The organism is Pseudomonas sp. stari2 (genome assembly GCF_040760005.1).
Classification (GTDB): Bacteria; Pseudomonadota; Gammaproteobacteria; order Pseudomonadales; family Pseudomonadaceae; genus Aquipseudomonas.
Genome location: NZ_CP099760.1, coordinates 3,413,100 through 3,431,020 on the forward strand (window position 1 = coordinate 3,413,100; position 17,921 = coordinate 3,431,020).

Here is a 17,921-nt window from a genome sequence, read left to right on the forward strand (position 1 = left end):
ACCGACACGAGCACTCGACATGCCCTCGCGCCGCAATGGTGGTCATTATTGCAGACGTCGTGCGCGTTAGGTGTACTTGATCGTGGGCTCGCCCCGGCTCAGGCCGAGAAAAAGCCTAACGACGTGTCAGCCAAACAATTTACGGATCTCGGTAACCACCTGCATCGTTGCGTCTTCGATCGTGCCTTCATTTCGGCATAAAACCCAGCCGTGATCGAAAGCCGCTTGCTCGAACATCTCCGTACACGCGACATGTTCAGCGTGCTTCTGGATCACCGTACCGCCCAGTCCTCTGGACCGTGCCTTTGCCCTGGCCCATGAAATATCCGGCGCGGTGACGACGCCAACATGCAGGTCAGGCACCCGCACATTACGTTCGATATTCAACTGGAGAATCTCCGCAAACGGGACGGTCTGACGAAACGCGGCGTCAGACGGATACCAGCGATCAATCAAGATAATGCTGCCCGGCGGTTGTTCCGTCAGCACGTGCCGGGAGATCCAACGACGGCTATCTGCAAAGCGCTGACAAACCGCCCACTCCAGATCCCGGGAGTGATTTCTGGCGAGTTCGTTGACGAGGGCCATGGTGGCACCCCGGCCCGGATCGCTTTTTCTCTCGCAAAGCCGGATGACTTTCTTGTTGTCGGCCCTCAGTACTGCCGTCACCGCTTCCAGTAATGTGGTTTTGCCGGTTCCTTTTGGCCCATCCAGAGAAACAAACAGCGGACGATTCATTTTTCACACAACCATTGAGGCATTGATGACCACTCTATCCTCATTTCTGCATTTTCTGCATTTCACTCAGCTCATCCCTGCCCTTTGCCTAAACTTGCTTCCCGATGATGTTCGCCAGACCTTTTGACTGCCAGGGAATCACAGAAGGAGTCACCCCATGTCAAAGCTATACCCCAGTATCGATCCTGAGGGGTTGGTCGAGTACTCCGTGGTCTACACCGACCGCTCGCTCAACCACATGTCGCAGTCATTTCAAGCGGTGATGAAGAACATTTCCAGGACCCTGAAACAGGTCTACAACGCCGAGGCGGTTGCGGTGGTTCCGGGCAGCGGCACCTTCGGCATGGAAGCGGTGGCGCGACAGTTCGCCACCGGCCAGCAATGTCTGGTGATACGCAACGGCTGGTTCAGTTATCGCTGGAGCCAGATCCTTGAGACGGGCAACATCCCGGCGGCTACTACGGTGCTGAAAGCCCGACCGGTCGAAACGGGTCGCCAGGCTGCCTACGCCCCGCCCCCTCTGGACGAAGTCCTGGCAGCCATTCACACGCACAAGCCGCAGATTGTCTTCGCACCCCACGTTGAAACCTCATCAGGGATTATCCTGCCCGACGAGTACCTGCGGGCCGTCGGCGACGCCGTGCATGCGGTCGGTGGCCTGTTTGTGCTGGACTGCATCGCTTCCGGCACGCTTTGGGTTGATATGCACAAATGTGCCGTCGACCTGCTGATCAGCGCACCGCAAAAAGGCTGGAGCGCCTCCCCTTGCTGCGCCCTGGTGATGTTCAGTTCTTTGGCCCTCGAGCGCATCGAGCAGACGCAAAGCAGCAGCTTCGCCTGCGACTTGAAGAAGTGGCTGCAGATCATGCAGGCCTACGAACAGGGCGGACATGCCTACCACGCGACCATGCCCAGTGATTCCCTTGCACGGTTCAATGACGTAATGAAAGAGACGCAAGCCTACGGTTTAGACAAGATCCGCGACGACCAGCAGGTTCTGGGGGATCGGGTGCGCGCCATGTTGACCGGCAAAGGCTTCAAAAGCGTGGCCGCAGCCGGTTTTCAGGCCCCAGGCGTCGTGGTGAGCTACACCGATGATGCTGATATCAAAAACGGTAAGAAGTTTGCCAGCCACGGCCTGCAGATCGCCGCCGGGGTGCCGCTGCAATGCGACGAACCGGCTGACTTTCAGACCTTCCGTATCGGTCTGTTCGGACTGGAAAAGCTGCATAACATCGAACGCACGGTCAGCACGCTTGAGCAGGCACTGGATGAGGTGATGGCTCACTAAGTCCACTTCACGCCCGTAGCCAATAGCGTTCCCGCCGATCCTGTTCGGCGGGAACTACTAAGCCGCGATCAACCTGTCATAAATTCCATATCTGCTGGCGAATAAAAGACTTTCCCACCCTTTCAATTGTCCCTGAGGATCTGCGTGGACAAGGCCAGCGTCGATTCGTCGCACCATTGAGCGCAAAAAACCCTTTCATTCTGAATTAGTGATTTAACTAGGTAGTTACCTAACGATATAATGCCCCCCTCATTTCAACGGGACATTCAACGTGAAGCAGAGTCAACGCCTCTCGGGCATATCAACATTCATTCTGGTCGGGCTCGGGGTGATCATCGCCCTGCTCGGCCTGGCACTGGCCGCTGGCGGTGTGAAATTGGTCAGCCTGGGAGGCTCCTGGTACTTCCTGGTGGGTGGTCTGGTCATGACCCTGTCCGGTCTGCTGATCGCTCGCCGCAAGCCTGCCGGTGCGTGGCTGTTCGCTGCGTTTCTGGTGGGGACGGCAATCTGGGCAGTCAGTGACGCAGGCTTGGTGTTCTGGCCGGTGTTCTCGCGTCTGTTCATGTTCAGCGCCGTAGGTCTGGCGGTTGCTCTGGTCTACCCGATGCTCAAGCGTGCCAATGGCGGCGTTGCTGGGCGCGGTGCCTACGGCGTTGCCGCTGTTCTGGCAGTTGGCCTGGCCGTGGCTGCCGGCAACATGTTCGTTGCGCATCCGACTGTCGCCCCAACCGGCACCGGCCCGGGCCTGACGCCGGTCGAGCCGGAAAAGGCGCAGAAAGATTGGGCGCACTACGGCAATACCGAAGGTGGCAGCCGCTTCGCCGCGCTGGACCAGATCAACCGCACCAACGTCGACAAGCTGAAAGTCGCCTGGACCTACCACACCGGCGACATCGCCGAGAGCGATGGCAATGGCGCTGAAGACCAGCTGACCCCATTGCAAATCGGCAACAAGGTGTTCATCTGCACCCCGCACAACAACCTGATTGCGCTGGATGCCGACACCGGTAAGGAACTCTGGAAAAACGCGATCAACGCCAAGTCCAAAGTCTGGCAGCGTTGCCGTGGCATGGCCTACTTCGACGCCAGCGCCGCTGTCGCCAAACCGGCGAGCTCACCGGTTACTGAAACCCCGGCCGCTCCAGCCGCAAACTGCACACGTCGTCTGCTGACCAACACCATCGACGCCCGCCTGATCGCGGTCGATGCCGACACCGGCGAGTTCTGCCGTGGTTTCGGCAACAACGGCCAGGTTGATCTGAAGGCCGGTCTGGGTGATGTCCCGGACAGCTACTATCAACTGTCCTCCGCGCCGCTGATGGCCGGCACCACCGTGGTCGTTGGCGGTCGCGTGGCGGACAACGTGCAGACCGACATGCCGGGCGGCGTGATCCGTGGTTTCGACGTGATGACCGGTGCGATGCGCTGGGCGTTCGACCCGGGCAATCCGCAGGACAAAAAGGCACCGGCCGATGGCAAAACCTATGTCCGCAGCACGCCGAACAGCTGGGCGCCGATGTCTTACGACTCGGCAACCAACACAATCTTCCTGCCAATGGGCAGTTCGTCCACCGACATCTATGGTGTCGAGCGCAGCAAACTGGATCACACCTACGGCGCCTCGATCCTGGCGCTGGATGCCAACAGCGGCGAAGAAAAGTGGGTCTACCAGACCGTGCACAACGATCTCTGGGACTTCGACCTGCCGATGCAGCCGAGCCTGATCGACTTCACCAAGGACGGCAAAACCGTACCTGCGCTGGTGATCGGCACCAAGGCTGGGCAGATCTACGTACTGGATCGCGCCACCGGCAAGCCACTGACCGAAGTCAAAGAAGTACCGGTCAAGGCTTCGAACATTCCAAACGAACCGTACTCGCCAACCCAGCCAAAATCCGTGGGCATGCCGCAGATCGGTGCCCAGCACCTGACCGAATCGGACATGTGGGGGGCCACGCCGTACGACCAGTTGCTGTGCCGGATCGATTTCAAGTCGATGCGCTACGACGGGCTGTACACCGCGCCGGGTACTGACAAATCCCTGAGTTTCCCAGGTTCACTGGGCGGCATGAACTGGGGCAGCATCTCGACTGACCCGGTGCACGGTTTCATCTTCGTCAACGACATGCGTCTGGGCTTGTGGATTCAGATGATCCCGTCGCAGAACAAGGGTCAGGCCACCTCCGGTGGCGAAGCGCTGAACACGGGCATGGGCGCTGTGCCGCTGAAAGGTACGCCGTACGCGGTCAACAAGAACCGCTTCCTGTCGGTCGCCGGCATTCCCTGCCAGGCACCGCCGTTCGGCACCCTGACCGCGATCGACATGAAGACCCAGAAAGTCGCCTGGCAAGTGCCGGTCGGCACCGTTGAAGACACCGGTCCACTGGGTATTCGCATGCACCTGCCGATCAAGATCGGTCTGCCAACCCTCGGCGGCACCCTGTCGACTCAAGGTGGCCTGATCTTCATTGCCGGCACCCAGGACTTCTACCTGCGCGCCTACAACAGCGGCAACGGTGAAGAAATCTGGAAAGCTCGTCTGCCGGTCGGCAGCCAGGGCGGCCCGATGACGTATGTGTCGCCGAAAACCGGCAAGCAGTACGTGGTCATCACCGCGGGTGGCGCCCGTCAGTCGACCGATCGTGGCGACTACGTCATGGCGTACGCCCTGCCGTAAACCGCTGCGCCCTCCTTCATTTCACTGCGCGCGACACCTTCGGGTGTCGCGCCGTTTTATGTCCTTCGTTCTGGATTTAAGCAATGTCATTCGTTGTTCGCTTTTCCCACACTGGAGTACTGCTCGCTCTTGCGTGCAGCACCGCTCTGCCCGCTTTCGCTGACACCGATTCGAACGTGTTCACCCGCAACACCCTGACCGGCGACTGGGGCGGCCTGCGCCACCAACTCGACGAAGATGGCGTCAAGTTCACCGGCGACTACACCGGCGAAACCGCCTACAACGCCGACGGCGGCCTGCACCGATCCGCCCGTTACTCGCAGAACATCAAGCTCGGCGCGCAATTTGATCTGAGCAAAATCTATGGCGTCGACAACGCCGGCAAGGTCCAGCTGACCATCAACGACCGGCGCGGCAACAGCGCCTCGGAAGATCTGGTCGGCAACCGTCTGCCGATCCAGGAAAACTACGGCGGCCTCTATACCCGCCTGACCGAATTGAGTTACGAACGCACCCTGTTCACGCCGGCGCTGAACGTCAAACTCGGCTACATGGCCATGGGCAACGACCTCGGCGGCCTCGACAGCGGCATTCTCTGCAACTTCATGAACGCCGGTTTCTGCGGTCATCCGCTGAACATGTCCGGTGGCAGCGGCTGGACCAACTACCCCAACGCGCACCTGGGCGTGCGGGTGAAATACGACCTGTCGCCGGAATGGCAACTGCGCGTGGCCGCGTTCAACGTCGATCCTGAAAGCAACGGCAACTCCAGCCGCGCCTGGCACCTGGGACCGAAACACACCACCGGCACCGTGGTGCCTGTCGAACTGGTCTACAAACATGCGGGCACCCTGCCTGGCGAGTACAAGCTCGGTTATTACTACGACAGCTCCGACGTGAAACGCATCGGCAGCGATAAAGAAGTGTCCGGTCGCGGCGGCCATTACCTGCTGATCGATCAGGCCGTGTGGAGTTCGCCAACGTCCGAAGGCCGCAGCCTGCACGCCTTCGGTCAGTACTCGGCAGCCAGCGAAGCGGCTTCGCCGTTCAGCAAGTGGTATGGCGCAGGCGTGGTCCTGTATAAACCGTTCGAAGGCCGCCCGCGTGACACCGTCGCCCTGGGTTACGGCCGCGCCGTACAGAACCCGCGCAGCCGCGACGTGCAACAAGACGCCGCGCTGGCCAACGGCACGCCGCTCCCGGGCCTGGACAGTGGCGAACAGTTGATCGAACTCGGTTACGGCTATCAGGCCACGCCATGGCTGACCTTGCGGCCGAACCTGCAGTACATCATCGAACCGGGTGCGTTTTCGGGTCAGGACATCGACAACGCACTGGTGGTGGGACTGCAGGTGAAAGCGGCGCTTTGACGTTCGCTTAACAGTGCGAACCCTACCGGGCCCAGCCGCGGACAAGCATTCGTTCAATGCATTGCCCGCTGTTGGGCCTGGCGAAAAACTCGTCCCCTCAAATCAAGTAGCAGGTGTTATTCACGGGTCGTTACGACGCTGACAGAAAAAGCGGCGGCCGATTAACGGAGCGCAACCCCTCAATCGTTTTTGATTTAGCTCAATGTCCGTTGGCTGCTCAGGCGTAGAAACAGAAAACGGGCGTTGGTGGCCCTTGTGTTTCAGTCATTGAGAACAGGACACGATCATGAACGACTTGAGCTTGCGCAATACCATTCTGGATGAGCTTGATTTTCAACCTGATATTGATGCTGCCCACATTGGCGTGAGCGTCGATAACGGCGTGGTCACGCTCTCCGGCTTCGTGAAAACTTACGTCCAGAAGGTCAATGCCGAGCGTGCAGTCAAAGCCGTCAGAGGCGTGCGCGGCGTGGCTGAAGAAATCGAGGTCCGGCCGGACAAAGACGCTGGCACGGCGGACGACACCATCGCCAAACGCGCTCTGAGCATCATCGCATGGCGCTCGGACACTCCCGAAGGCGACATCAAGGTCGTCGTGCAGAAAGGCTGGGTAACGCTTGAAGGCCAGGTGGACTGGCAGTATCAGAGGGAAGTCGCCGAGAGCGCCGTGCGCAAGTTGTCCGGCGTGGTCGGCATAAACAACCACCTCCTCCTTCGCACGAAAGTCAAAGTCGTCGATATCCAGCAGAGCATCGAGGACGCTCTCAAGCGCAATGCCGAAATCGATGCCAAAGGCATCCACATCAAGGTCGAAGGCGGTGTTGTGAAGCTTGAAGGCAAAGTCCACTTCTGGCATGAGCGGCAGATCGCGGAACGTGCTGCCTGGTCGGTGCCGGGTGTGAGCAAAGTGGATGATCAACTGCTGATCGCTTGAATCATCGCCCCGGGGAACACCTGCTTCCCCGGGGCGACTCTTTATGCGCTCAAGGCCGACTTCCGAGTGTCGCCATGTACCGCGCGACGGATTCGGCATCCGCCCAGAACAGAGCGTGATCATCCGTTTTTATCGGAGCGCCATGAGGGCGTGGCGCACTTTGCTGCAACAACAGGATCTGGCGATACATATAATCTGCATGCTGTCCCGCCACCCGTGGAATGTTCCCTTTGCCCGCGCCATCCTTGCCATGACAGGCACTGCACGCCGTAATGCCGGTCTCGGGAAGGCCTTGGCTAAAAATCAGTTCACCACGCGCATCGGGCGTTTCGGTTTCGGCCTTCATAGCTTTCTGCCGGGAAAAGTAGTCGGCCAGTTCGGCAACCTGGGTTTCGCTCAAGTGGGTCAATCCGCCCATGTATCGGCTGTCGATCGCATCACTTCGCGCGTGTAGTTTGAAATCGGTCAACTGTGACGTCAGGTAGGCTTTTTGCTGGCCAGCCAGTTTTGGAATGACCGCAGAGACAGACTCGCCCGTCAGTCCGTGGCACAGCGAACACACAGTGTCCGCTATGGCGCTACCCGACATGGCGGACGTTGCTTGCACGTTGTCTTCGTGAGTACCGGTGCAACCCATGAGCGTGACGAGGCAAACAGCCAGCACCTGGTGTGACCAGTGATCAGTACGCGGCATACCCTTAACGTTCATGGTCTGTAATCCCGGGGTTGCGCTGACCGTCATTTTCTCCTGCGCGATGGCCCGTTTTATTGATAAACCTCAATCAACCTGCCGGGACGCGGTGTAGGAATGACCGAACAGACGACCTTTTTGGAGGACGATGTTCATGCTTTCTCCTTCGCAAAAATGGCTGGAAAAACTGCACGGCCAGCAGCATCAGGTTGAAACGAAGCAGATAGCGTCGCTGTTGCATCGATACGCCGAGCCTTTGCCTGAACCGGACACCCAGGCTTTTGGCGATATGTTCGACCGTTACGCCGATGCACGGATCGTGATGATCGGCGAGGCAAGTCACGGAACCGGCGACTTCTACCGAACCCGGGCGGCGATTACCCAAAGGCTCATCGAGCGGCACGGGTTCAATATCGTAGCGGTCGAAGCCGATTGGCCGGATGCCGGCCACGTCGATCAATACGTCCGGGGGCTGGCACATACGGCGTGGAAGCGCCACATTTTCAGTCGGTTTCCGACCTGGATGTGGCGCAACAGTGAGGTGAAGGCCTTCGCCCACTGGCTGCATCAGTACAATCACCAACGGGACCCGGAGCAACGCATCGAGTTTCGTGGCCTGGATATTTACAGCTTGCGCAACTCGATTCATGAGGTATTGGCCTATCTGGACCGGGCGGACCCGCCGCTCGCCAATGAGGCCCGGCGCCGCTATGGCTGTCTGACGCCCTGGCAGGATGATCCGGCGTTGTACGGCCATTTTGTCGAACGCGGTGGCGTCATGCCGTGTGAGCAACCCGTGGTCGATCAGCTCAATGCCATGCTGGCAGAACAGTTGGCCGGGTTTATCCGTGATGACGAAGCGTTCTTCAACGCGGCGCAGAACGCCCGAGTAGTGATGGCGGCGGAGCAGTATTACCGCGCAATCTATCGAGGGTCGACCGCTTCCTGGAACCTGCGAGACCGGCACATGTTCAACACCCTGCAGGCGCTGCTCGAACACCGGGGCCCGCAAGCCAAGGCGGTGGTCTGGGCCCATAACTCGCACATCGGCAATGCCGGCGCCACGGAAATGGGCTGGAAAGGGCAGTTCAATATCGGACAACTGTGCCGTAACGCCTTTGGCCGCGATGTCGTACTGATCGGCATGGCCACTGATCGCGGGCAAGTGGCGGCCGCCGATGACTGGGACGGCGAGATGTTGATCAAGGATGTCCGCCCTTCCCGGCCGGATAGCTGGGAACATCAGTTCCTCAAGGCCGGCGTTGCAGCCTCCCTGACCGACTGGCGGGACCCACTACGAAAAGAGCTGCGCAGCGTCCTGTCCACGTCGTTGCTGGGAAGGGCTATCGGGGTGATATACCGTCCAGAGACCGAGCGGTTCAGTCACTATTTCGAGTCGGTGCTGGCGGAACAATTCGATGCCATGATCTGGATCGAGCAGACCGGCCCGGTCACCGCACTGCCATTGCCGAAGAGCCAACATCTGGAAGCGGAAGACGAAACCTATCCGTTTGGCGTGTGAAGACCCGCTCATGCCCCCGGTGATCCGGGGGTATTCAGGTGCGTTTCAAACCAGTCGCCAGCAAGTCTGGCGACTCTTTCAAGCGCACCGGGCTCTTCAAAAAGGTGCGTGGCGCCCTCCACCACTTCCAGTCGTTGCTCACACCGCAGGGCCTGGCTGCTTTGACGATTCAAACCCAGCACCACTGGGTCCCGGCCACCGACAATCTGCAAGGTCGGCGCCTTCACTCGGGGCAGCGCCGCGCCCGCAAGGTCAGTTCGCCCGCCCCGACTGACCACCGCTGCGACCACTTGATCGCGTTCGGCTGCCGCCACCAATGCCGCAGCAGCCCCGGTACTGGCGCCGAAAAGACCGAATCGCAGCGATTGCAATTGACGATCCCGACCGGCCCAGTCGATCACGTCAATCAAACGCCGGCTCAACAAGGGAATATTGAAACGCAACTCCCCGCTCAGATTGTCCAAGCGCTGCTCCCGTTCCGTGAGCAGGTCGAACAACAACGACCCCAGCCCACGCCGGGCCAGAGCATCGGCCACGTATTGATTGCGTGGGCTCAACCGGCCACTACCGCTGCCGTGCACAAAGATAACCAAGGCCTGGGTGTCCGTCGGTAGACGCAAATCGGCAGACAGTTCAACCCCCTCCAGATTCAGGGTCCGAGATTGTAGTTCAGACATCAGAATGCTCCCTAGGGGCGCCTGTCGAGGACTCTCGCTGCCAGGCCCTTTGCATGAGCGTGATGACCTCTTCGTCCGAAGTCTGGGAAAAATCCCTGTACCAGTAACCGATCGAGATCATCCATTCGGGCACCCGTGTGCAGATCACTTCGTCCACTTCGTAGCGCAAGGCCTCAACCGTTTCGTGAGGGGCGACCGGCACCGCCACAACGATGCGCGCCGGTGCCTGCGCACGCACGGCCTGGATCGCCGCCATCATCGACGAACCGGTTGCCAGGCCATCGTCGATCAGGATCACCACCTGGTCCTTGAGTGGCGGCAGCGGACGGTTGCCCCGGTAAGCTTTTTCGCGTCGCGACAGTTCCTGCGTTTCCCGGGCGACCACGGCATTGAAGCTGGCTCGGTCGATCCGGTGCCCTCGCAACGCCTCTTCATTGAGGATTTGTATACCCCCGCTGGCGATTGCGCCCATGGCGTATTCCTCCTGCGAAGGGACGCCAAGCTTGCGCACCAGCATCAGGTCCAGGCGCACATTCAGGGCAGTGGCGACTTCATAAGCCACCGGCACCCCGCCACGGGGCAAGGCGAGAATGATGACATCAGGCCTGTTGGCGTATTTGAGCAAGGGCTCCACCAGGCCCCGGCCGGCATCGACGCGGTCGAGCAAGGTAGTTTGCAATGAAGGACTCTGCATCATGGGAACCTCCTCAGGCATTGAGGCCTGGCATTTCGTATTCGGCTGCCCTGACCGCATCGCGCTAGACAGCCAGAATGCTGCAAGGCACCTGATACAGGGTGTGTTCGGTGGTACTGCCCAGGAACTTGTCCAGCCCCTGCGACTGGACCCTGCCCATCACAATCACATCCACCTGATGCTCAGCGGCGAAAGCATGCAGCACGGCAACCGGGTGTCCCTCAATGAAATGTCGCCGGTCAGAAGGCACGCCGTATTGGTCCGCCAGCTCGATGAATGACTTTTCATGGCCCTTGCGCAATTGCCTGCCAAGTGCGGGAAGCGTTAGTCCACCACCGCCCATATCCCCCAGGAATAAAGTCGAAATGTCACAGGCGGACAGCAAGTGCAGTTCAGCCCGGCATTGCAAGGCGAGACTGGACGCCTGCCGGATGATCCGTTCATTGAGCGCATTGCCCTGTTCCAGCACATCGGAAACGTCAATCGCAGCCACTACCTTGCGCGGCAGTCGAAGATTGCCTTCGCTCAGCAGGTAGACCGGGATCGGACAGTGACGCAACAAACGCCAGTCCAGCGGCGTGAAAAATGCCCGTTTGAACGATGACTCGTGTTGCACCAGTTTGATCAGCAGGTCCGGCTGCAATTCCGCGACGTAATCGAGGATGTCTTGCTGCAGGTCATCGGCCCAGTTCGCCTGTGCTGTCGCGTCGATCCCCCTGTCGCGCAGGAGACCGACCTGGTATCCGATCCAGTCGCGCTGGTCTTGCAAAAAGTCTTCGCGAGCCTTTTGCCGATCGCCTTCTTCCAGCAGCGACAAGAGTTTCCAGGAAGGGATCAGCGCGGCAATGTGCAGTTGTGCACCACTGGCCGCGGCAAGGGCGCCGGCATGTTCAATGGCTTGGGACTGACGCTGGGCCGGGTTGATGATCAGCAATAACCGTTGGTACTGGCTCATGATCGGACTCCATGCACTTGCACCTGATCGCGACGGCGTGCCACTGATCAGATACTTCTGTGATGAATTCAGAATCCTCCCCAGAGACAGCCCTGGCGTTGATTTTTATCAAGTGCCTGCGCAAGCCAGCCAGTGGCCCCCGCAGATTCAGGTTCATCGAGAGGCGTTTTTTCAGTTGATCGCGTTTGATCAATATCAATTTCACCCGTGCCAGACGGCCTACATTGACCCGACACGCAAGCGAAAGAGGCGCATGGCTGAGGACTGATGGATCTACATGTCACGACCTGTGCGTGAGTCGGAAGGTCTGTCAGTTGCCAATCCGGGCCGACATCGTCGAATGTCACGTACCGCCCTTCGAACAAGACTTCGGCATCGAAGTCGTCCGGCATGGCGTCGGGCTCTGACGGCATCGGATCAGGCGACTCGCCAGGGCTCGACGGCTTGGCCTCCGGCCTGCCCCGGCCACTGTAAAGGAGACTCGTATGCTTGCCCTGCCCGCGCTTCTCTTTGCACTCCAAGGCAGCGAACGCTATGCCGCGCGTGTCGCCCAGCGGCTGGGTTGTTCATTGGCGCGGCATGAGGAGCGAGACTATGAAGACGGAGAACATAAATGTCGCCCGCTGGATTCGGTCAATGGTCGCGACGTCGTCGTTATCCATGGATTGCACGGGGATGCCCTGCAAAGTGCGAACGACAAGCTGTGTCGCCTGCTGTTTTTCTGCAGTGCCCTGAAGGACGCCGGTGCCCGCCAGGTGCAAGTGGTGACGCCCTACCTCTGCTACGGGCGCAAGGATCGTCGCAGCCAGCCTCAGGACCCGACCATCACGCGTTATGTAGCCGCATTCTTTGAGGCCAGTGGCGTGGATCGCCTGATCACTCTGGACGTGCACAATCCTTCCGCGTTCGACAATGCCTTCCACATCCCGACGTGGAACCTGTCGTGTACCGAACTGTTTGCCGAATATTTCGCTTCGCTGGTTGGCGACTCGGACGTGGTTGCCGTGTCTCCGGACTCGGGAGGCCTCAAGCGTGCCGAGCAGTTTCGCCAGGCGCTGGAGCGCAGACTGGGACGCCCGGTCGGCAGCGCCCTGATGGAAAAACACCGGGCCCACACCACACTGACGGGCACCCTGTTGATCGGCGATGTCGGCGGCAAGAGCGCCATCATTTACGACGACCTGATCAGCACCGGGGAAACGCTCAAACACGCTGGTCTTGCCTGCCAGAAGGCGGGAGCCGGTCGGTTGTTGGCAGCCGCCACCCATGGGTTGTTTACCGCAGGCAGCCAATTGTTCATCCCGCCGATCTTTGAGCAGATCGCGATCACAGACACCGTGCCGCCGTTTCGCCTGTCTTCCGATTGCGTAATGCGGCACCTGCACATACTCGACAGCACGGCCCTGCCTGCCACCGTTCTGAAGGAAACCGGCGCGTTCGATCACAACTGAGCCGATTGTCAGGGACGTCTGCGTCCGGTGGTCGCTGTTGTATCAGACCGGTGATGAACGGGCGCCACCAGCTCAGCACATCCGCTCAATCCTTCCGGTGCTGCGGCGAGGGACGATTGGCGGACTTTTCATCATTGGCCACCTCCCCATGAAGGCGTTACCGTACTCCTGCATCGCCCCGCTGATCGTGCTCGCCGGTCTGACCGGCCCCGCATCCGCCAGCGGTTTCCTCGACGACGCAAAGACCCAGGTACTCAGTCGCAACTTTTTCCTGAGCAACGATTACCGCTCGCCCTCGTCCAGCGGGACAAACTACAAACAGGAATGGGCTCAAGGATTTATCGGTACTTTCTCATCGGGTTTCACGGACGGAACAATCGGATTCGGCCTCGATGCACACGCTTTTTATGGTCTGAAACTGGATGGCGGCAAGGGCCATTCCGGCACCGGCTTACTCCCCGTGGACAGTGATGGTCGCAGCGAAAGCGATTATTCCAGCGCCGGCGGCGCCTTGAAACTGAAAGCCTCGCGCACCACCCTCGCCTTCGGCGAAATGACCGTCGAGACGCCGGTGTTCGACACCTCGGACAAACGCCTTCAACCGGAATACGCCACCGGGTTTTTGCTCAACAGTCGGGAAATCGACAACGTTAACCTGGTGGCCGGGCATTTCACCGCGTTCAAGAATCAGGACAGCTCATCCGGCCAAGGCGACTTTCAGGGTTATGGCGCCAACACCAAGGCCGGCGGAATCAGCTTCATTGGCGCAGACCTGTTCAGTGACAGTCCGGTCGGCGGCGCGCTGTACGCTTCCGACCTCAGCGAAACCTGGCACCAGTACTACGCCAACCTGCATTTCAAACAGTCCGGCGTGCTGCTCGACGCCAACGTCTACCACACCCGCGACACCGGGCAGGCACTGGCCGGGGAGATCGATAACACCGCGTTCAGTCTCTCGGGCAAATATGCCTTTGGCCCTCATGCGGTGATGCTCGGTTGGCAACGCATTAACGGTGACACACCGTTCGATTTCGTCGGTGGCGATTCGATCTATCTGGCCAACTCGATCAAATACGCCGACTTCAATGGCGCCCACGAGCGCTCGTGGCAAGCCCGCTATGACCTCGATCTCGGCGCGTTTGGTATTCCGGGACTCAACTTCATGACCCGCTACGTCTCCGGCAGCCACATCGACGGCACTCACGCGCCCAAGGGTGGCGCCTACAACCCGTTCGACCCGGACAGCGGCCAGTACCAGCCACAGCAAGGGGACGGCGGCAAACACTGGGAGCGCGATATCGACCTGCGCTACATCGTCCAGTCCGGCGCGGCCAAGGACCTTTCGGTGCAGCTGTCCCACGTCTCGCATCGGGCCAACAGTGCTCAGGCGGGTGATGACATTGACCGGATCTACGTGGTGATTCAGTACCCGCTGGGGTTCTGAATGCAGAAAAGTGGCGGAAGGCAGCCGGAGTCGAACCTGCCCGGGAACGGATGCCGTCCCCAACCGGGTTTGAAGCCCGGCCGCGCCACCGGGCGCGATTGCCTTCCTTGAACTCAGTCGGCGCCGGGGTTGGCCAGCGCGTTGTCGAAGCGGATCTGCCGACCCTCGCCGAGACGCCGGGTCAGGCCGAGGCGGTCGAAGTATTCGAGGATCTGGATACTGCGTTTGCGTCCCAAGCCTAGCGCATCACGGAACGCCGTGACTTGAATCGGCGGATTTTCTTCACCCAGGCGCAACAACACCGACGCCATCTGCCGCAAGGTGATGTCGGTGAAGAACAGATCTCGCACTACCTGATGCATCACGCCCAGTCGCGCCAATTTGCGTAGCAACAGCCGGACAGTGGCGTCCTCCTGGTTCACGGCTTTGGCCACATCGCGCACCCAGGGCGGATCGAAACCGGCCTGTTCAAACAGCGGCTGCAACGCCTGCCACAGGGTTTCGTCGTCGGCATTCAGGCGCACCTGATGGTCCGGCAAATGCAGCCATGGACCGCTGGCGGTGAGCGAGCCGGCGCTGCGCAGTTCTTCCAGCAGACTGATGAAGGTCGAGTGCTCGATGTTCAAGCCGCTGAAACGCCGCAGACGATCACGATCCGGGCCCATCTGGTCGGGTTCCAGTTCATGGAAACGCGCCAGTTGTTCCAGCAGGATGAATTTGAGAATTCCCCAGCGCTGGGCGTTGAACAGTACCTGGCCCTGACGGGTTTCGATCAGACGGACGTTGTCCGGCAGGGACCAGCCCTCACGCGGACGGTTGAACTGACGCTCCAGACGCTGCGAATCAATGCCGCTTTCGCTGTTCTCCAGTAGCGTTGGCAGTGCTTGCTCCAGGCTGGAGCTGATCGCCAGCGCCCGCAATTGCGCCAGACGGCCAGGGCTGCGTCGTTGCCGGGCCGGGCCGAACGGGTCGAGCAACTGACCACCGCCGAGCGTACGTTGCGCACTTGGATCGCGCAGGATCAACCGATCCCCTTTCACGCCGTGTACCGGGACATTGGTCAGCATTTGCGCGAGCATGCGTTCGCCCGGATGCAGTCGTGGTCCTTCGAGCAATGCCACGCGGGCGATCACATCTTGTGTGCCGAGGTGCAGATGCACAGGCTGAAAGTGTTCGAAGGTGCGCGTTTCATCAGGCAGCAGCTGGAAGTCGATGTCCAGGCGTTGAGTCGGTGCGAACAATCCTTCGGCGAGCAGCCATTGCCCGCGATGGATTTGCCCGAGTTCCAGGCGTTCAGCGCTGATGTTCAGGGCTACACGCTGGCCGGCAAACGCCAGCTCTGCGGGTTGATTCTGCGCGTGAAGCCCCCTCACCCGCACCGTTTTGCCCGACGGCCCGAGGATCAGTCTGTCACCCACCGCGACCATTCCCGACAGCGCCGTGCCCGTCACCACAATCCCGGCGCCAGACACACTGAACGCCCGGTCGATGGCCAGACGAAATCCGCCCTCGCGACTGCGCTTCAACACCTCACTTTGCGCCCTTAGCAACGTTTGCCGCAGGGCCTCGACGCCCTCACCCGTCACGCTTGAAATCGCGAGCATCGGCGCACCTGCAAACGGACCGGGCGCCAACAGGTGTTCGATTTGCCGGCGAACCTCCACCAACCTGTCCGCCTCGACCCGATCACATTTGGTAATCGCCACCAGCGCTCGGGGAATGCCCAGCAATTCGACAATCGCCAGATGCTCGCGTGTTTGCGGCATCACGCCGTCATCCGCCGCGACCACCAGCAACACCAGATCAATGCCCTGGGCGCCGGCGAGCATGTTGTGGGTGAATTTCTCGTGGCCCGGCACGTCGATGAATCCGGTCAACCCCGCTCCGGGCGCCAGTTCGGCATAGAGATAACCGAGGTCGATGGTCATGCCCCGCTCGCGCTCCTGCGGACGGCGGTCGCCGGATTGCCCGGTCAGGGCCTGGAGCAGCGAGGTCTTGCCGTGGTCAATGTGCCCGGCGGTGCCGACGATCATGTCTGCAACAGCCCGAGTTGCGCGAGCCACGCCGGTTCGTCGTCGAGTTGCCGCAGATCCAGCCATAGCGCGTCATCGTCGAGGCGTCCGAGCACCGGGATCGGCAACTGGCGCAACGCGGTCTGCAGATTCAACAGCGAGCGCCCGCGCAGGCGTTTCGACACTTGAGGGCGGGCACACAATGCCGCGCTTGGCAGCCGCGCCACCGGTTGGCTGCCGCTGCCGATCATGCCCAGTGTTTTCTCCGCCGTCACAGTCCAGGGTTCGCCGAGCACCTTGGCCAATGCCGGTTGCAGACGTTCAGCCTGGGCGAAGATGTCATCTTGCGGACGGGTCAGCAGGCGCAAGGTCGGCAACCGCTCGGCCAGACGATCCGGATCGCGATACAGCCCGAGCACCGCTTCCAGCGCCGCCAGTGTCATCTTGTCGACCCGCAAGGCGCGTTTCAGCGGGTTTTTCTTGATCTTCGCAATCAGATCCTTTCGCCCGACAATCACCCCGGCCTGCGGCCCGCCAAGCAGTTTGTCGCCGCTGAAGGTGACGATGTCCGCGCCATCGAGCAGAGCCTGACGCACCGTTGGCTCCGCCGGCAGGCCCCAGCGGGTCAGGTCCAGCAGGCTGCCGCTGCCTAGGTCTTCGAGCAGCGGCAAGTCATGCCGATGGGCCAGCTCCGCCAGTTCTGCTGTCGGCACCCGGGCGGTAAAACCCTCGATGCTGTAATTGCTCGCATGCACGCGCATGATCAAGCCGCTGCGCGGGCTGATCGCTGCTTCGTAATCCCGGGCATGGGTGCGATTGGTGGTGCCGACCTCGTGCAGACGCACGCCGGCCCGGGCCATGATGTCGGGAATACGGAACGCGCCGCCGATCTCGATCAGTTCGCCGCGAGAGATGATGCCGTCTTTGCGCACGCCGAGGCTGTTGAGGGTCAGAAGCACCGCCGCCGCATTGTTATTGACCACGGTCACGGCTTCGGCACCGGTGAGTTCGCGGATCAGGCCTTCGATCAGGTCATCGCGGTCACCGCGCTTGCCGCTGGCCAGGTCGAATTCGAGGTTCAAGGGATAGCGGGCCGCCAGCTGCACGGCGTCGATGGCTTCTTCCGGCAACAGCGCACGGCCCAGATTGGTGTGCAGCACCGTGCCGGTCAGGTTGAACACCCGTCGCACCTGACTGCGCTGTTGCAGCGCCAGACGTTCGGCAATCCTGCCGGCCAAGGCTTCAGGGCTGATCTCGACGGCGGAGAGCTGCCCCGCCACGACCGAATCGCGCAAGTCGTCGAGCAACTGACGCAACATCGCCAGCAGCGCCTCGCGCCCGTGTCGCTCGGCCACGGGCTGAAAGGCGTTGTGACGCAACAGACTGTCGATGGAAGGCAAACGCTGGGCAACACTGGCAGGCATCAGACGCTCCGGATTAAAAGCCGTTGCGCCAGAGTGTAGAC

Annotated in this window: 15 protein-coding genes, 1 tRNA gene and 1 pseudogene; 9 read left to right on the top strand and 8 right to left on the bottom strand. The window is 60.5% G+C overall.

From position 1 onward, the window contains the following. Nucleotides 1–126 precede the first annotated feature (126 nt). Nucleotides 127–738: a dTMP kinase gene (locus tag NH234_RS15390; protein WP_367253276.1), complete on the bottom strand. Its 612-nt coding sequence runs from the start codon at nt 736–738 to the stop codon at nt 127–129. Nucleotides 739–895: 157 nt separating this feature from the next. Here NH234_RS15390 and NH234_RS15395 point away from each other — a divergent pair, with 157 nt between their 5' ends. From NH234_RS15395 to NH234_RS15410, 4 genes are all read left to right on the top strand, one after another. After that, nucleotides 896–2,029 (top strand): aminotransferase class V-fold PLP-dependent enzyme, encoded by a 1,134-nt coding sequence (locus NH234_RS15395; protein ID WP_367253277.1) that lies wholly within the window; start codon nt 896–898, stop codon nt 2,027–2,029. A gap of 271 nt (nt 2,030–2,300) precedes the next feature. Next, entirely contained in the window at nt 2,301–4,706 is a 2,406-nt protein-coding gene (locus tag NH234_RS15400; RefSeq protein WP_367253278.1) for a glucose/quinate/shikimate family membrane-bound PQQ-dependent dehydrogenase, read from the top strand. Between the two features lie 83 nt (nt 4,707–4,789). Continuing rightward, nucleotides 4,790–6,076, top strand: a complete 1,287-nt coding sequence (locus NH234_RS15405; RefSeq protein WP_367253279.1) for a carbohydrate porin — start codon at nt 4,790–4,792, stop codon at nt 6,074–6,076. Between the two features lie 286 nt (nt 6,077–6,362). Then, nucleotides 6,363–7,010 carry a BON domain-containing protein gene (locus NH234_RS15410; RefSeq protein ID WP_367253280.1) on the top strand — a complete coding sequence of 216 codons (648 nt, stop codon included), beginning with the start codon at nt 6,363–6,365 and terminating at the stop codon, nt 7,008–7,010. Nucleotides 7,011–7,059: 49 nt separating this feature from the next. On the opposite strand, the gene NH234_RS15415 is transcribed toward NH234_RS15410, so the two are convergent. After that, nucleotides 7,060–7,719 (bottom strand): cytochrome c, encoded by a 660-nt coding sequence (locus NH234_RS15415; protein WP_367253281.1) that lies wholly within the window; start codon nt 7,717–7,719, stop codon nt 7,060–7,062. A 136-nt stretch (nt 7,720–7,855) separates the two neighbouring features. Here NH234_RS15415 and NH234_RS15420 point away from each other — a divergent pair, with 136 nt between their 5' ends. After that, nucleotides 7,856–9,223: an erythromycin esterase family protein gene (locus NH234_RS15420; protein ID WP_367253282.1), complete on the top strand. Its 1,368-nt coding sequence runs from the start codon at nt 7,856–7,858 to the stop codon at nt 9,221–9,223. 8 nt (nt 9,224–9,231) lie between these two features. Here the strand turns inward: NH234_RS15420 and NH234_RS15425 are convergent, their stop codons facing one another. The 3 genes from NH234_RS15425 to NH234_RS15435 all read right to left on the bottom strand — a co-directional run bounded on the left by NH234_RS15425 (nt 9,232) and on the right by NH234_RS15435 (nt 11,549). Further along, nucleotides 9,232–9,900 carry a dienelactone hydrolase family protein gene (locus NH234_RS15425; RefSeq protein ID WP_367253283.1) on the bottom strand — a complete coding sequence of 223 codons (669 nt, stop codon included), beginning with the start codon at nt 9,898–9,900 and terminating at the stop codon, nt 9,232–9,234. Then, complete coding sequence (locus NH234_RS15430) at nt 9,893–10,597, bottom strand: phosphoribosyltransferase (protein ID WP_367253284.1); 705 nt, start codon at nt 10,595–10,597, stop codon at nt 9,893–9,895. The genes NH234_RS15425 and NH234_RS15430 overlap by 8 nt, the downstream gene beginning before the upstream one ends. A 61-nt stretch (nt 10,598–10,658) precedes the next feature. Continuing rightward, nucleotides 10,659–11,549 (bottom strand): universal stress protein, encoded by an 891-nt coding sequence (locus NH234_RS15435; protein ID WP_367253285.1) that lies wholly within the window; start codon nt 11,547–11,549, stop codon nt 10,659–10,661. Between NH234_RS15435 and NH234_RS15440 the strand changes: the two genes are divergently transcribed. The 4 genes and pseudogenes from NH234_RS15440 to NH234_RS15455 all read left to right on the top strand — a co-directional run bounded on the left by NH234_RS15440 (nt 11,518) and on the right by NH234_RS15455 (nt 14,444). Continuing rightward, the gene (locus tag NH234_RS15440) at nt 11,518–11,817 is read left to right on the top strand and encodes a hypothetical protein (RefSeq protein ID WP_367257272.1); all 300 of its coding nucleotides are present in this window, start codon (nt 11,518–11,520) and stop codon (nt 11,815–11,817) included. The genes NH234_RS15435 and NH234_RS15440 overlap by 32 nt on opposite strands. 19 nt (nt 11,818–11,836) lie before the next feature. Then, nucleotides 11,837–11,956, top strand: a pseudogene (locus tag NH234_RS15445) (phosphoribosyltransferase); the annotation flags it as partial. A 78-nt stretch (nt 11,957–12,034) separates the two neighbouring features. Continuing rightward, the gene (locus NH234_RS15450) at nt 12,035–13,000 is read left to right on the top strand and encodes a ribose-phosphate diphosphokinase (protein ID WP_367253286.1); all 966 of its coding nucleotides are present in this window, start codon (nt 12,035–12,037) and stop codon (nt 12,998–13,000) included. Nucleotides 13,001–13,148: 148 nt separating this feature from the next. Further along, nucleotides 13,149–14,444 (top strand): OprD family porin, encoded by a 1,296-nt coding sequence (locus tag NH234_RS15455; RefSeq protein WP_367253287.1) that lies wholly within the window; start codon nt 13,149–13,151, stop codon nt 14,442–14,444. A gap of 11 nt (nt 14,445–14,455) precedes the next feature. On the opposite strand, the gene NH234_RS15460 is transcribed toward NH234_RS15455, so the two are convergent. From NH234_RS15460 to selA, 3 genes are all read right to left on the bottom strand, one after another. After that, nucleotides 14,456–14,551, bottom strand: a tRNA-Sec gene (locus NH234_RS15460). 6 nt (nt 14,552–14,557) lie between these two features. After that, complete coding sequence (selB, locus tag NH234_RS15465) at nt 14,558–16,477, bottom strand: selenocysteine-specific translation elongation factor (protein WP_367257187.1); 1,920 nt, start codon at nt 16,475–16,477, stop codon at nt 14,558–14,560. Beyond that, nucleotides 16,474–17,880, bottom strand: a complete 1,407-nt coding sequence (selA, locus tag NH234_RS15470; RefSeq protein ID WP_367253288.1) for an L-seryl-tRNA(Sec) selenium transferase — start codon at nt 17,878–17,880, stop codon at nt 16,474–16,476. Before selA ends, selB begins: the two co-directional genes overlap by 4 nt. Nucleotides 17,881–17,921 lie beyond the last annotated feature (41 nt).

Coding starts and splice junctions, on each gene's coding strand:
- NH234_RS15390 (WP_367253276.1), bottom strand. CDS start 738: ATGAATCGTCCGCTGTTTGTTTCTCTGGATGGGCCAAAAGGAACCGGC.
- NH234_RS15395 (WP_367253277.1), top strand. CDS start 896: ATGTCAAAGCTATACCCCAGTATCGATCCTGAGGGGTTGGTCGAGTAC.
- NH234_RS15405 (WP_367253279.1), top strand. CDS start 4,790: ATGTCATTCGTTGTTCGCTTTTCCCACACTGGAGTACTGCTCGCTCTT.
- NH234_RS15410 (WP_367253280.1), top strand. CDS start 6,363: ATGAACGACTTGAGCTTGCGCAATACCATTCTGGATGAGCTTGATTTT.
- NH234_RS15415 (WP_367253281.1), bottom strand. CDS start 7,719: ATGAACGTTAAGGGTATGCCGCGTACTGATCACTGGTCACACCAGGTG.
- NH234_RS15420 (WP_367253282.1), top strand. CDS start 7,856: ATGCTTTCTCCTTCGCAAAAATGGCTGGAAAAACTGCACGGCCAGCAG.
- NH234_RS15425 (WP_367253283.1), bottom strand. CDS start 9,900: ATGTCTGAACTACAATCTCGGACCCTGAATCTGGAGGGGGTTGAACTG.
- NH234_RS15430 (WP_367253284.1), bottom strand. CDS start 10,597: ATGATGCAGAGTCCTTCATTGCAAACTACCTTGCTCGACCGCGTCGAT.
- NH234_RS15440 (WP_367257272.1), top strand. CDS start 11,518: ATGATCAGCAATAACCGTTGGTACTGGCTCATGATCGGACTCCATGCA.
- NH234_RS15435 (WP_367253285.1), bottom strand. CDS start 11,549: ATGAGCCAGTACCAACGGTTATTGCTGATCATCAACCCGGCCCAGCGT.
- NH234_RS15450 (WP_367253286.1), top strand. CDS start 12,035: ATGCTTGCCCTGCCCGCGCTTCTCTTTGCACTCCAAGGCAGCGAACGC.
- NH234_RS15455 (WP_367253287.1), top strand. CDS start 13,149: ATGAAGGCGTTACCGTACTCCTGCATCGCCCCGCTGATCGTGCTCGCC.
- selB (WP_367257187.1), bottom strand. CDS start 16,477: ATGATCGTCGGCACCGCCGGGCACATTGACCACGGCAAGACCTCGCTG.
- selA (WP_367253288.1), bottom strand. CDS start 17,880: ATGCCTGCCAGTGTTGCCCAGCGTTTGCCTTCCATCGACAGTCTGTTG.